The organism is Paenibacillus sp. FSL K6-2862, from assembly GCF_038005125.1.
Classification (GTDB): Bacteria; Bacillota; Bacilli; order Paenibacillales; family Paenibacillaceae; genus Paenibacillus; species Paenibacillus illinoisensis_A.
In genome coordinates, this window is sequence record NZ_JBBOSN010000002.1 from 101,965 (window position 1) to 116,398 (window position 14,434).

Sequence of the window (14,434 nt, forward strand, 5' to 3'; positions counted from 1 at the left end):
GAAACTAATTCATAAATGTGTGTTTTATGCATTAGGTTATCTTTAGAATGATGTCTTCTATTACCTTCCCCGTAAGTACTTTGTTATTGGCTCGGAAAATTTCAGCTGCAGCCTTCTCAATATTATCTAAGCGCGTTTTATAGATTGCCTCGGGAATAATGAATGCTATTATCCCTTGCTGAATAATTTCATTTGATGTAAGCCGAAATACGTTACGGTACCTTTCTAGTTTCTTTTCTATGGATACTTGTTCTGTTTGAAAAGGTGAACGTTGAATAGGTTCGGTCGAGCGATCCAACTCCACAAAGAATACTTGCTGGCCTATCCGAAGTATTGCATCAGGCCGTACATAAATGGTTTCGTCATCGCTATAAACCGTCATTGACGGATGCCAATCCCATTCATAATACTGACGAAGTTCTTGATTCGTGTTTAACAAGTTATATCTTAAATCTAAGTATACTTTGCCAAGTTCCCAGAAATGTTCCTTCTTAGCTCGTTCCATGTCTAAGTCATTTTTAGATAAACGATTTTCATCAAGTATCCCTCTTTTCACTTCCACCACTCGAAGACCTCTACTACTCAGGAAGTACCATGTAATCTCTGCTCTCGTATGGGTTCTTTTTTTTGCTGGCAAACTCGACGCGTTAGGATCGAACGAGGAGTATTCAATTAAACCTCTATCTTTTAATCTCTTTACGGTTCTCCTAAGTCGATCTAATGCTCGAATGCGGTTTTTTTCTTCTAGCTCTCTCCTCTTCTCAGGAAGTGCTTCTTCGTATTCTGGATAATGATACGCTGGTGTGTCGATGAAGTAATACTCCATTAGGGCTCTTTGAGGCATGCACCTACACATATATAAGTCAGTGAGCATATTCCAATCTTTGTCGGTAAGTAAATCGATGACTTCACCCAATGAGAACTCGGATGCAGGTTTTCTTTTCTTTTTTGGTTCCATTATGCTCTCCTTTCTTATGCCATGAGTGGCATGGGTTGATTGGAGAGTATTATACGGTGTTGGTCGCGTTTTGTTCAAGTGAATAACTCTTTGATATTCAATTGTTAGCTGCATTATGAAGTGGTTTTCATCGTTGGATGAAAATGTAGATGAAATGGATTAGATAATGGATTACTAATTTATCGATTATTTGGTTGCTCAGAGTGTTACTAAATTGAATTCTAAAAGGGTTACTAAATGTACATATCAAATGTTGTTTTTATCTGAATAAATACAAATTAATTCGGATAAATAGGGCATTATCCGGATATATCCGGATATCCTTATTTATTCGATAGGTAGATACACGTATATATCCGTATTTATTCGCATTAAAACGAGTCAATATGGTTATATCGAGGTATACATGTATTTATAAATAATTTGCATTTAATTATAAATGAAACATAAAACAAATATAAATGATTAAAAATACAATCACTATTATATTAAATTAGTGGTTGACTGTAATTATGAAAAAAGATAGACTCTTTATGTGGTATGTTATGGTAACGTACAAATTTAGGAGGTAAACAAATGACTTTAAAATTACATATGAATATTGGAAATGATATTGGTAACAGTGAGATAGATATGTACATCAACGGTCAATTGATCAGACAACCGAATGTTTATTCCCTGATTGGTCAAATGCCTTGGAAAGATGACGATGTTGAGGTTCAGAAAAACCTGAAGAATATTTATGATAATCTGGTGGTTTCTATCATTTCGTCTGCTGTACCAACAGGAATGTACACAGTTGGGACACATGCCCTCAAAACAAAAGGTGAAAATGTAACAAATTTATATGTTAAAGGAAATGAATCGAAGTCAGATCAACTGGTTCCTTACATAAATACGTTGGCTTTAGTTGCTGCTAGAGCGGTTCAAGAAGCTCACCTTGCTGGAGAAAGCCTTGATGAGATTAAAGTAGTTGCTGATATGGGTACAGCGTTACCGGTTAAACAATGTTCGCCCGAAAACGTGGCAACATATCGGAAAAAGTTTATGAGTGAAACTCATACAGTTACTGTGCACTTGGGGCTCACAAAGAAAGTTAATGTTTCGATTGATTTTGATTATGTCCATGTGCTTCAGGAAGGTACCCCAGTGACTTTTGCTTTACAAATGGACAGTGAGGGTAACTGGAGAACGAACTCTTATGAACCAAGTTCTGATGAGACGAATGATCTGTATACGGAATTTGCTGAGTTATATGATTTAGAGGATGTCGATGGAAGCTACTTCGACGGAAAAAACATCTTGCATGTGGATATGGGAGATGGTACTACTGATACCCCATTCACTCGGGGAGATGCAGTTGATAATGATTTTTGTGATGGTGTGAACAATGGGATTGGACATGCACTTAGGGATGCCATTCCAGATTTAGTATCTTTAGCACCGCATGCATTCAACTCTGTTACTAGACAACAATACAGTGAAATTTTGAAAAGTCAGTATGCTCCAAGGAAGCACAAGTTTTTGAACGAAGCAATCCAGGCTTTCAACCCACACTGTGAGAACCAAACAACTCAAATTGTTCATCATGTAAATGACCAAGTTTTTAAAATTGGACCAAACGAAATTGATGTTGTGGTTGTTTACGGTGGTGGTAGTATCCTTACAAGATCAATTATCTTTGATAAATTGAAAGAGATGTGCGACAAGACTCGTATAGAGTTGTTTTATGTACCAGCTAAATATGCTGTGACTCTTAATGCTGAAGGATTAGACTATTTTGTTCGTAGCGAAATCTACGCACATTTGAAAAAAAATTACATGTCTTCTGCAGAGTACAGTGCCGTTACAGGAAAAAATAATGCGGCTCAGAAGAAGAAAAAGGATGCAACACCAACCGTATAAGAATAATCACTAGACTTGTTTCATGAAAGGAGGATTGAAAATGGCTAGAGCAAAGTCTCCAGAACGCGGAAAGCCGGCTGTGATGAAACTCCGTGATGACGAGGAAGAAGCAATCATTGAGTGGATCTCAGCTCAATCCAACTACTCTGATTCACTTCGTTATCTGATACAAAAAGAAATTGCAATGAACGGCATCCAAAATCTTCAACTTCAGATACCTACAGTTCGCAGTATTGAAACACTAAGAAGTTCAATGAATATTCGAGAAGCGAACCTGCAGACTGAAAATATTAATTCTAACATTCTCGTGAAACGTCCAGTATCTTTAACTCACCAGGAAGTTGCGAGTTCTGAACATGTGACAGTTGTCCCACAAGAACAGCATACGATGTCTTCCCCTATCCAGAATGAGAAAGTGGAAAATGGTGTTTTGAATAATAGTATAGAGCATGAAAGCGAAGTGTTTATCCCGCCGGTAGTTGATACTGAACCAGAGATGAAAGATGTTCCAGTTGTTGAATCTGTACCCACTCCTTCAACAGTGATTGCAGATACTCCTAAGTCTGAGAATAAATCGTCGTCATTATTAGGGACAGGAACAACTACCAAACGGCCAGCTAAGAAGAGTTTTGATCCATCGGTTATAAGCAGTTACCAGTAATACATTCTTTATTCTGGAGTTCACTTGATATTTATCAGGTGAACTTTTTTATTCAGCCCAGTGTACTATTAATGCTTTTATATCTTCTGTAACACTTACATTTGATTGGAGTATGGTCTAGGTGGCTTACATTTAATGCTGTAGACCATCCCCTTCAAAACTCTCTCCGCTTTGAAGGTTCTTTTCGTGGCGTATTAATGGAAATACCAGTTCCTGCTGCGCTAATTCTAAAACTTGTTAGTGACATTTCGGATGATTAGGAATCCCAAAGGTTTGATCGTTTCTGTTTCAATCTTTATAGACGGACATGTTCTATCTAAAGGTAATACTTGTTTCTACTATGATTTTGCTTATTGCTCAATGTAGACAGGAAAACAAAACATTAAATTTTTTGAGACCTGCACATCATTAGTTAAGTATCATCGTTACTCTACTTCGCTTATACATTCAACGACCCAGTGTTGATCTCCTCATCGTTGTTGTTTTCAGTATCGTTTTGTTGATTTGATCCTTTTTTATAGCCAGAATACTTTATTCCTTGCTCTTTCTTCCACATATAAGGGTCTGTATGTTTTGTTCTGTTAAGTAAAGCGCACAACAAAAAGGGTCAAACATAGGCCATCCCCTACTCCATCTACTTCTTCAATACCATTTTGGATCTGCCCTAGCTACAGCGTTGATTATGACCAGGACGATATCGTGAACTCGAATTGTTCGTGCTGAGGAGCTGCACCCAAATAAGACTGACTGCCTCAGTATAACAAGCACCGAACAGTACGATCCGCATATATTGCTTGGCTGATAGCCCTTAATCGTTGTGGGATTGTGCCATCCGGGTAAGAACGGTAGTTCAGCCGGGTATTCATGAATTAGTTTTCCATAGTCTAGATCGCCTTATAGATTATTTTAGTTGCTGACAACTTGACTTAAACAAGTTGATTTCAAATTCGGAATATCGATATATCAGCCGTTGACTGCAACTTCCCCTAAAGCAATTGAAAGCAACTATCTTATCTCGATGTAGCAATGATGGTTTCTTTTACCCGCAATAGTTTCATCAAAGAAGTGTACGCTTCCCCTCACTTCCCTGTTATTTGAATACATACTTTAGTGAACTTGTTAACGCTTTGGTTATACGCCCGTTCTTAGCTTTTGAGGCCCCCTATTTCTATTAAAAGATGATCTGATGAATGTGATGAGACAGGAAGTCGGCAAATAAAACAATTAAGTTGTTGTAGCCTCTCTTTTAAATGAGATTGATTGATAAGAGCCCTCTCTCTTCCGTATATGTACATCAAGCTAATTAGTGAATTATGCCCTGCTATTTTCCTGCCAAAACTGCAAATCTAATCATATGCTTATTTGTTAAATTGTATATACCAATCTTTCATCATAATTGTTATGTATGGTTATACAGGATTTAAGAATAAATCGTAAATGAAAGTGGATTGAATAATTTCATTGGTATGATTGAATTATAATTGAATTTAACTAAAGGAGCACTATGGAGGTGTATTTATCCGAATAACTCGACTTATCCGCTCTTATCCACTTGATTCGCTATCCGGATATATCCGTATAAATACGAATAGATACGTCTATATACGTAGATATCCGTATAAACGCTGAATTAAGGGGATTATCCTTCTTTATTCGGTAGTGAATTTATACGTATTTATACGTATAAGACCGGATAAATCCAGATAAATTCGTATAAATACGGATATAACCGAATAAGAAAATTGGTGTATAAAGCTGTATAAGCTGTTCTTATTCAGTTATAATAGAGTTATATACTGAGAACGAAGCGGGTGTTGAGAGAATGAGTGAATATATATCGAGAGAAGAGATTGAAGAAGCTCAGCAAGAGGAAATGAGAGATCTTTTGCTGGATGCCTTTTCTGGGCATTCAGTTATCTTTGAGATTTACAGTAGAAGAGGTTGGCTAGAACGCTTATTTACACCAAAGATTCTTTCTATGGACAATGAGGCACTATATACTACCCAACAAGTAGCGGACATTTGCGAGACACAAGCCTACGTGATAAAGAATAAAAGACGAGAATTACTAGATTATTTAAACCCAACAATTTTAGGGGAAGGGAGTACAAAAATCTATAAGCACAATTATATATCTGTATTTAAAATGAAAATGATTGTTGGGTTAACTGGAGAGGGATCGGAGTATACCATTCCACAACTGAAGGAGATTATTTCGGGTGGAGTTACTAGAAGTAATCCATCAACTGGAGCAAATGAAAGCTCAAATGAATTGTTACTCAAAGTATTGCAAAAACTCGAGAACTTCGAAAAGTTTGAAAGATTAATAGAATCGGATGAGTTTTTCCAGGATATTGAGAAGCGGGTGAAGCAAACTTCACAGCAATTGCTTATAGAAGACTCGAAAATCGAAGCTGAAGCAAAACAAAGTGCAATTGATCTATATGAAAAAATATTATCAAGCAGTACCACAATTTCAGATAAAGAGTTATTTCTGGTTGAACTTAGTTCCTTAGAATCGAAGTATCCGCAGCACGCATACACAATTAGATTATATAAAACCTCCGCAGAAGATAAGATTTTGCGATATAAACAAGATGAAAAAGAATTGAACATTTTAAACTTAAAACAAGAAGTGAATGAACTTTTTGAAGAGTATGACAGGACCAAGGATGAGGCAGAACGGGATGCCGTAAGGGACAAAATTAAGAAATTAGCAAATGAAAATCCCGACCTTAGTTTTGAAATTAGGTTGTGGCTTTCGACTGCCGGCCAGAAGAAGAAAAGCTTTTTCAAAAGGTTATTCTCATAATGTCTGAAGCAAGCCCCATATAGGAGGCTTGCTTTTTTAATTGACACGAAGTCTTATGACATATAGTAATATATATAGTAATATACTAATTAATAAAGGAGGGTTAATTTGTTTATGAAGTATTTAGGCATGGTTCTTGGTGGAACTATATCAGTAATAGGTCATATCTTTGCGTTTATCTTAAAGAATATTTATATTTCTATTCGTAGATATGCTATGGACCCAGCAAACAAATACTCATTGTGGAATACTCAAGCAGTCACCATCTTGTGCATTCTATTGCTATGTTTTTTTTGGCTAGTAGGGAGATACCAGGATATATGGTTCGGCACCAGTGAACCGATATTCTTAAGAGCCATCCCACTTTTGCTAGCAGCTTTTATGGGACATATTATTTATTCATCACCAATATTTTTCAAGAATCTGTATTCAAAACCGATTATTCAGACCTTTCTGAATACACTAAGTTCCTTGGCACTCGGACAAATTGTTTTATGGTTTAAATTATCGACCGGGACTGTTTTGATAGTTATGTGCGTAGTTGTAGTCACTGTGGTCTTTTCTATAATACATGTCTTAAAAGGGAATACGAGTAATACAATATTTTCAAAACTACACGCTGCGGTAGAAAAGTCTAATAATGAGAGAAGAAATCCAAAATCGAAAATGACTTTGCGGGGAAAAATAGATCCCACTAAACCAGATTATGTCTTCTCCAGACATGATCATGTAAGTGATGAATCTTTAACAACATTAAATGAAGCTAAAGAAGTTGACTTAGTACATATGTTTGATATTGCAGATTCTATTGATATTTCAAAAAAAGGATCACTGGCGCATCTCAGGTACAATTCTGAAGAGTGTAAGATAGTACTTTTCCATACTCAACCTACGAAAAATCGTCAAAGTCAACTTGTCGCTATATCGAGAAGTGATAGAGCACAGCATGGACAGACTTTAGGAGGTACTGGAGCTGGTAAGACACTTTTTGCAACAAATAAAGTCACGCAGGATCTTCTAAACGACTACATAGGAAGCACTATAATTGAACCCAAAGGATCTTTTATAAGGCGATTGGCTAATTTTTTGGACAGGGTAGGTAGACCCTACCATCGATTAGATCCGGAGTACGAGGACACAGCATGCCTAAATCCCATGTATAGCCCCGAAGGTCAAGATTTTGATGATATGATAGAAGCTAATGTTGCTGCGTTTCATAGTTATCTTGGACCAGATTCTGAAAGATACTTTAAAAGCAGGTCAACTCAATTACTTCGAGTTAGTATTAAGGCATTAAAGCTTGCTTATGGTAATGAGTGTGGATTAAATGAATTGGATAGACTCATTCAACCATTAAATGATGATTATCGAGCAGAAGTCTTGTCACGTCTTAAAGGTTGTGACAGTCAGATTACTTTGTTAAAACAATACACTCGTAGTATGGCCGGTAGCCCGCGAATGCAGGAACATGCTATGCAGACCTACTCTAATCTTCATGATTACTTATCAGAGCTGACATCAAATAAACATGTTCAACGAATTTTTTGTGGCCCTTCAACATTTAATATTGATGATGTATTGGCAAATGGAGAAATAGTTTTGGTCAATGGTGCCTATGGGAAGCTCTCAACCTTAACGTATACCGTAGGAAGGTTATTTATCAATCTATTTCGATCTAGTATATTTAGACGGTCATTAATAGAGACTCCAAGAGCACATCAGCTAACAGTGGATGAACTTGAAATGTTTGCGGATGAAGAATTTAGTACGTTTATGGAGATGGCCCGTGAATTTGAGGTCTTTGTTGACGTTATTCATCAAGGTAATGAACAATTAACGGATGAAAGTAAACGTCTTGCCGCAATGGTAAAACAAAATGCTGTGCAAAAATACATTATGGCTGGTTTGGAGAATGAGGATGTTAAATACATTGCCGAGATGATTGGTGAAGATTATGTTATTGGCCAAAGTAGCGGGACAGATGAAATGGCGACAAGCGGATTTAAAACACAAATTAAAGAAGAAAAAAGATACATTGTTGAACCGAGAACGATTGCTTCATTAAAAGGTTATAATGTGGAAACTGGTGCGCCTGCAGAAGTACTCTACAGAGGTGTACATAACAATGAAAGATTAGAACCTGTGATTGGACTAGTATATCCACTTCCAAGAGAACTATTTGCTCCCGTAGTCGAAGGCTCCTTTAGAAATATAATAGAAACAGATGATGTCCAGTATGAAGCTGATATTGAATTAAATAGTGAGAATCTCTTGAATCAGACACACCAAGTTCATGCAGATGAGAAATCTAAAAGAGTGGAAAGAATGAAAGAAAAAGCATTGGGACAGAGAAGTTTTGTAGAGGTGCAACATGAATCATCCAAAGAGGAGTTAGACAGTAAAGAAAATCATGAGGGATCCCAAGTTCTTATGGTAAGAAGTTCGATTTGGGATGATTCTGAGAACAGTAACCACATCAAAGTAAAAGCAGCGCAACTCGTAAGCAATGAAGAGCCGGCACCATCTGAAGAGAGTATAAGTCCCATCAAATTTGTGCCGGCATCAATAGATCCAACTGCTCTCAAATTAGCTGAAAGAATAAAACAAGCTAGTATGGAGAAGCGGAGTATAAAAGGGGGATAGTAAGCCTTAGAATGGCTTACTATCTTATCTTTCTTCATTTAATGTTGTTATAATATCGTTAAACTCTTCATAACAAAGTTTGCCTAATGACGTCAAACTATACACTTTTTGACGACCACTTGTGCTGTAAGAAACTAATCCTAGCGATTCAGCCCAAATTAATGCTGCGTTCAATTCTCCTCTACGAACACGAGCATTTAGTGAGAGATCGTCCTTATTATAATCTGCTTTTTCGAGAGTTTGTAAAATTAATTTTGTTCCATTTGGTAATTGACTGATCATATTTTGAAGATATGTTTTTAAAGGGGTGTTAAAATCATAGGCGCTCATTGAAACAGTCCTTTCAAGGTATTGTATTATATATATTAGCACATTATTTAATCAAGCAATATATATATTATAATCCGTCTGTACTAGTATGGCCTAGTGTTAGTAAATTATGTATAGGTAGAATTGGAACATAGATTTCAATGAATTTAGTCATTGGTAGACACGAAGTCAAATTCTCAATTTATTGAGCAGTGAATTAGCTAACTATAGAAAAAATATATTACTGGTTAGGTGTCACTGCCCCTTACACCATTAAATTTATGCAAAAGTATAAAGAGTTCATCGAAAGATTGTCGCGATGTACTGCATTGTATTTACAATGTATTTAGCTATGCCATTAGAATTCACAAATTTATTGATCAGGCAGAATATTTCGAATAAGGCGTTTAGAATTCTTCGTAGGAATAGAAACAAAGGAAGAGTTTTTTATAACAGCATCTTCTATAATTGATGCAAGTTTTGATGCACGAATCCAACTAATGGATAGTGATTTGCCTTCAAGCTTATGATGGAAGTATATCAAGCCGTTTTTTTTATCAAAAAATTTGATCTTATTCAAATTCGCATAGACCCCGCTTCGAATTCTTAAGAACTCCTCGTTTTCCAATTGCTCTTCAAATTCAATAAAGTCATGAAGTGCTAGTTTCTCCGAAAGAAACGTTTTATCTTCTAGGTGATAAATCATGGTGTTATTACAATCCACCTCAAGATACAATACCCTCTCTAAGTAAAGCTCAACAAATTCAATATCAAAATCACTTGGCAAATGTCCTGCGATCTCCATTAACTCATTAAATGGTACTGAGTATGCAGCGGCGAATTTTTGTAGTGTTTTTGGCCTCGGTACAATCGCATTTCCACTGACACGATTATCTCCCAATTCTACATCTCGTATATATCCGTGGCTTAACTTTGTTCGTTTAGCTGCCTCGCGTAGGGAGTACCCACAAGCCAGACGTAAGTATTCTAAATACTTTCCAATGGAGTGCTTCATGGCCTTTCTCCTTCACTATCTAAGTATGTAGTTTGCCACATTATGATCATTATAATATATTTCTCCCATTAATAAACAAGATAGGAACATACGTTAAGTACTGAGAATGATGATCAAGAGAGAGGTAGAATAAATTATAATTATATACAAAATTAATAATAAATTATTTCATATATAATTATGATTCATTTAATATACTGTTTGAAAGAGAGTATAAAAACACTTAAGAAGAGTAAAATAATTTATTCTTCTATTTTTTAATTTAGTCTGGTATATTTCTTATATACTAATTAGAATACTATATAGCTAATGTACAAGAAATGAGAACTCGATTGAAACATGATGGACTTATGGAAGAATTAGAATTTGTCATAAGTCACCCAAATTGTGACATCCGTAATTTAGAAACGTTCTATAACAATTGTCTTTTCTCTTATGAGACAGTTCCTTTATTTTCAATAGTGACTCACATCCGGTTCAAAAGGCCCGACTTATTAAATAAATGGACAAAAGAAAAAGAAAACGATTTTATACATAAGTTTAGTCAGGAACTGGATTCAATTAACAAAGAAAAAACGTCAGCAAAACAAGAAATTAATAATTAATGTTGATCTTACAAATGAGAAACCAATAAACGGCTACTACAAAGTTGCATGGGAGCCCGGTATGGATTATGAATTAATTAATGCAATGTTCCGAAAGAAACAAGTGAATGTATTATGTGTCAGGTATGGGAAAGTGAATTTAACTGGTTTAGTCCAGATCGATGAGCATAAATACCATTTATACCTAAAAGTAAAGGGGTAATAGGAATGACTTTCACAGAACTGGATCCAATGAAAAAATATGAAACGTCTCTTCGTAGAAAACATATACATCAGGGCGTGGTGACATCCATTGAAACGCATACTCCTTTCGGTATAAGCATGCAGTGTGCAATTATCGACTTGGGGGAAGACATCAAAGGAATGATTCATGAGGATCATTTCGATAAACAGCAGTTCAGATCTTTGGTAGGATTTATTGATCACACCGTGGATTTTATGGTGCTTGATTCCAAAAAGCTTGGAGCTGATACTGACGATATTCAAGTGTTTGACCGAGAGAAAGGTATCGTGCTCCTATCGAGAGTACAAGCTTTAGAGGAACTGCAAGAAGAATTCTGGGACACTGCCGAAGAAGATCATATCTGCACCGGCACAGTATCAGGTTTTGAGGAGGAGCGGATATATCTTTTGGTAAAAGGTGTGGTATGTATCCTACCCATTTCAGATTATGAATATGATTGGACTCCATCAGGTAAAAATTTGCTTCCATTGGGTACGCAAGTGACTGTGAAAGTCAAAAAAATCGATAGAGAAAAGAAGCGAGTCACGGTGACAAGAAAAGAACTGCTAGAAGATCCTTGGAACAGGGTGAGAGAACGATTTAAACAAGGTGACTTTCACCGAGGAATTATTACGAGTGTTGTGGAGAATACCGGCATATTCATTAAATTATGTCCAGGCGTCGAGTCATTGGCTTGGTTTCCGAATAGAGTGCCTTCCCATGGTGAACTAGTTGGTAAAACCGTTTCTGTGAAAATAGGAAAAGTTGATCTGGAAGCAAGAAAAATTAAGTCCAAAATCGTACATTTTCCGCATGAAATCGTGGGTTAGGAGGCATCTAGATGGAGCATATGGTATCTCCGTTAATCAACCCAGAAGAAGCGAAGGTGCCTACATATCCACTCCTTGATGATCCATACAGTTATGTGACTGAGATTGATGCACTAACTAAACATCAATACTTTTACATTGAACGAAAGATTGAACAAGGGTGGATTACAAGTAGGGATATAGATATAGTTCGTTTTGTTTTTGTACACCGTTGGGTGACCTTATCACAAATAGATCGAATCTTTTTTCCCGAAGCGGAAAGAGAGAATACAGCAAGAACCCGTATGAAAAAAATACTTAAATATGGTTTGCTCCGAAAAATAAAATGGACGAGTTACTCAACAGGAAAAGAAACTAGACCAGCCCTTTATGAAGTTGGTGCCAGCGGTGCAGATATACTAAAATTTCGATTCGCGACGTTTTTAGGACAAAGAGATCCGAGACATCCCAAACCAACAACAATGTTATTTCGAATGAAATATGTTGCCGTTAATGAGTTATACCTACAGATGAGAGAAGAATTCAATTTGGTTCATTTCGAATTCCATCCTATCTTGAAAATCAACGACGAGCAGCAGGTTCCCACTGCCCGTTTTTCATTAAGAAGCCCATCTGGTAAAGAAATAGACTTTGTTCTCATCTGTCATAGAGAAGATGAAAATTGGCTGAAAACGATTCGCTATCAAGCAATGTTTTATGCGGCGTATAAGAATGTAAACCGCTCTTTAACTTTGTTGATTCATGTATCGACTGATGAAAAAGTAAAAAAGGCAAACCATGTGCTTTGTCAAGAAGGCTTGGAAGGAGTTTGGTTTATTACGGACGATGATCTTTTTGACAAGAATAAACACATAACCCAAAGTTTTAGCTTTATAGATGCTGAGGACAAACGAATTTACTATGATCTGGGAAGACGTTAAGGTGGTGAATTAAATGAATCGGATACTTATTTGCTCATCGGAACGAGATGAATGTGAATTTCTGAAAGAAGAATTGGAGGATTTCGGGAAAGTCGTGAAAATTGTTGAGTCGTTAGATTTTTTTATTTCTCAGTGGGAATCCACCAGTTCAATTAACACGATTGTTTTTACAGAGTATATTGTAAAGAATACAAGTTCTTTTGAAAAACTAATCAAACAAGTCGAAGCTTCAAATCCAGAAGTACAAATTGTATTTTTACATTTTAGAGAGATAGACGAATTCATGAGGTCTCTTTCTGATTTAGGGATAATTTGCATCTCATATATAGATCTAACGCCTGGATTAATTCTCACGAAACTTCAAACAGAAGCAAAAAAAGATACGGATTCAAAGATTTCACTAATCACAACAGAAGAACCTCAGTGTGCTGTTAATGACAGTTCTGAGGAGGCAATCTTACATACAAGGAATGAACCAGAACCAAGTAATATATATATGGAGCATGTTGTAAGTGTTGAAGAAAGACCAGAAATTCGAGACGTTTATCAGGAAAAAGATTCTGTTAAAGCTTCAGAGAAACTCCTGAGGTCTATAATCGATAAGGTTAAAGAATTGAAAAAAGTTTTGGAGGTTAAAAATAATAAATCAAAGTTTAAGATTGACGATTTAAATTACGATTCACTTCTTCAAAAACGTAAAAAGGTCAGAGATCGTTTAATAGGCACGATCATTATAGCCATTACTGGAGTGGAAAAGGGAGTAGGATGTACTCATACTTCTCTGTTAATCGCGAATTATCTCGCAAAACAGAAATTCTCTGTGGCTTTGATTGAAGCAAATGAATCGAACGAATATAAGGAAATAGAAGCTTCATATGAAGGCGTGGACTCAGAGCTCTTGAGTACTACTAGTTTCTATATTGATGGAGTACATTTTTTTAAAAATCAGAACAACATTGATGTGATCCCACTTTTATCCGGTGAATATGCTTATATTGTGCTCGACCTAGGGAACTATGTTGTAACGGAGTCATACACTGAATTCCTTAGAGCAAATGTTCAAATCGTAGTGGGTTCAAGTAGGGATTGGAAGCATCATAAGATAGATGAGTTTATAGATAGTCAAATTTATTTAAACCAATCGAATTGGAGAATATGCCTTGCTTTAGCTGATAAGCAAGATGTAAAGGATCTGAGAAAGAAATGGAATCGAAGGCAACTATATACTATTCCATATTTTCCAGATCCGTTTGACTCATCGGATATAATTGAAGATTCGCTGGAGAGTATGCTGAAAATCAATCAGCAGCATAGACTCTCTTTGCTTAGGAGAAAAATGCTGAATGCATTTCAGTAAATGGAGGTGATGTGTTCATACGAACAAGGCTGAAGAAGTGCACCATTATCTATAAGTATTGGAATTTGTGAAAGGTTTGATGGTTGGAGAATCGAACGAAACTTAAGCTACATGGTAAAAGCAATGGTTAGGCTAAATTACAAGGGGCTAATCAAGTTGTGCAATTGAAAGAAGAATTATCTTAACGCTAATATTT

General features: G+C 36.2%; 10 protein-coding genes. 7 read left to right on the top strand and 3 right to left on the bottom strand.

The features are described from left to right. Nucleotides 1–31 precede the first annotated feature (31 nt). On the bottom strand, nt 32–958 hold the full coding sequence (locus MHB82_RS30370) for a replication-relaxation family protein (RefSeq protein WP_341176822.1): 927 nt from the start codon (nt 956–958) through the stop codon (nt 32–34). Nucleotides 959–1,534: 576 nt separating this feature from the next. Here MHB82_RS30370 and MHB82_RS30375 point away from each other — a divergent pair. The 4 genes from MHB82_RS30375 to MHB82_RS30390 all read left to right on the top strand — a co-directional run bounded on the left by MHB82_RS30375 (nt 1,535) and on the right by MHB82_RS30390 (nt 8,979). After that, nucleotides 1,535–2,863, top strand: coding sequence for a ParM/StbA family protein (locus MHB82_RS30375; RefSeq protein ID WP_341176823.1), 1,329 nt, complete (start codon nt 1,535–1,537; stop codon nt 2,861–2,863). A 40-nt stretch (nt 2,864–2,903) separates the two neighbouring features. Then, nucleotides 2,904–3,524 carry a hypothetical protein gene (locus MHB82_RS30380; RefSeq protein WP_341176824.1) on the top strand — a complete coding sequence of 207 codons (621 nt, stop codon included), beginning with the start codon at nt 2,904–2,906 and terminating at the stop codon, nt 3,522–3,524. Nucleotides 3,525–5,346: 1,822 nt separating this feature from the next. Continuing rightward, a complete protein-coding gene (locus MHB82_RS30385; protein WP_341176825.1) occupies nt 5,347–6,336 on the top strand; it encodes a hypothetical protein in 990 nt (329 codons plus the stop codon). Nucleotides 6,337–6,450: 114 nt separating this feature from the next. After that, nucleotides 6,451–8,979, top strand: a complete 2,529-nt coding sequence (locus MHB82_RS30390; RefSeq protein WP_341176826.1) for a type IV secretory system conjugative DNA transfer family protein — start codon at nt 6,451–6,453, stop codon at nt 8,977–8,979. A gap of 24 nt (nt 8,980–9,003) precedes the next feature. On the opposite strand, the gene MHB82_RS30395 is transcribed toward MHB82_RS30390, so the two are convergent. Together MHB82_RS30395 and MHB82_RS30400 are read right to left on the bottom strand one after the other, a co-directional pair. Beyond that, nucleotides 9,004–9,309, bottom strand: a complete 306-nt coding sequence (locus MHB82_RS30395; RefSeq protein WP_183524505.1) for a hypothetical protein — start codon at nt 9,307–9,309, stop codon at nt 9,004–9,006. A 352-nt stretch (nt 9,310–9,661) separates the two neighbouring features. Next, nucleotides 9,662–10,303: a helix-turn-helix domain-containing protein gene (locus MHB82_RS30400; protein ID WP_341176827.1), complete on the bottom strand. Its 642-nt coding sequence runs from the start codon at nt 10,301–10,303 to the stop codon at nt 9,662–9,664. Between the two features lie 812 nt (nt 10,304–11,115). Here MHB82_RS30400 and MHB82_RS30405 point away from each other — a divergent pair. Genes MHB82_RS30405 through MHB82_RS30415 form a run of 3 tightly spaced genes read left to right on the top strand, consistent with a single transcriptional unit; the run spans nt 11,116 to nt 14,238 of the window. Then, the gene (locus MHB82_RS30405; protein WP_341176828.1) at nt 11,116–11,961 is read left to right on the top strand and encodes a 30S ribosomal protein S1; all 846 of its coding nucleotides are present in this window, start codon (nt 11,116–11,118) and stop codon (nt 11,959–11,961) included. Between the two features lie 11 nt (nt 11,962–11,972). Next, nucleotides 11,973–12,881, top strand: a complete 909-nt coding sequence (locus MHB82_RS30410; protein ID WP_341176829.1) for a replication-relaxation family protein — start codon at nt 11,973–11,975, stop codon at nt 12,879–12,881. A 13-nt stretch (nt 12,882–12,894) separates the two neighbouring features. Beyond that, on the top strand, nt 12,895–14,238 hold the full coding sequence (locus tag MHB82_RS30415; RefSeq protein WP_341176830.1) for a hypothetical protein: 1,344 nt from the start codon (nt 12,895–12,897) through the stop codon (nt 14,236–14,238). Nucleotides 14,239–14,434: the final 196 nt, after the last annotated feature.

What these genes read in the sequence shown, in the direction of transcription:
- MHB82_RS30410 (WP_341176829.1), top strand. Translation starts at nt 11,973, where the DNA reads ATGGAGCATATGGTATCTCCGTTAATCAACCCAGAAGAAGCGAAGGTG.
- MHB82_RS30375 (WP_341176823.1), top strand. Translation starts at nt 1,535, where the DNA reads ATGACTTTAAAATTACATATGAATATTGGAAATGATATTGGTAACAGT.
- MHB82_RS30405 (WP_341176828.1), top strand. Translation starts at nt 11,116, where the DNA reads ATGACTTTCACAGAACTGGATCCAATGAAAAAATATGAAACGTCTCTT.
- MHB82_RS30400 (WP_341176827.1), bottom strand. Translation starts at nt 10,303, where the DNA reads ATGAAGCACTCCATTGGAAAGTATTTAGAATACTTACGTCTGGCTTGT.
- MHB82_RS30390 (WP_341176826.1), top strand. Translation starts at nt 6,451, where the DNA reads ATGAAGTATTTAGGCATGGTTCTTGGTGGAACTATATCAGTAATAGGT.
- MHB82_RS30370 (WP_341176822.1), bottom strand. Translation starts at nt 958, where the DNA reads ATGGAACCAAAAAAGAAAAGAAAACCTGCATCCGAGTTCTCATTGGGT.
- MHB82_RS30380 (WP_341176824.1), top strand. Translation starts at nt 2,904, where the DNA reads ATGGCTAGAGCAAAGTCTCCAGAACGCGGAAAGCCGGCTGTGATGAAA.
- MHB82_RS30415 (WP_341176830.1), top strand. Translation starts at nt 12,895, where the DNA reads ATGAATCGGATACTTATTTGCTCATCGGAACGAGATGAATGTGAATTT.
- MHB82_RS30385 (WP_341176825.1), top strand. Translation starts at nt 5,347, where the DNA reads ATGAGTGAATATATATCGAGAGAAGAGATTGAAGAAGCTCAGCAAGAG.
- MHB82_RS30395 (WP_183524505.1), bottom strand. Translation starts at nt 9,309, where the DNA reads ATGAGCGCCTATGATTTTAACACCCCTTTAAAAACATATCTTCAAAAT.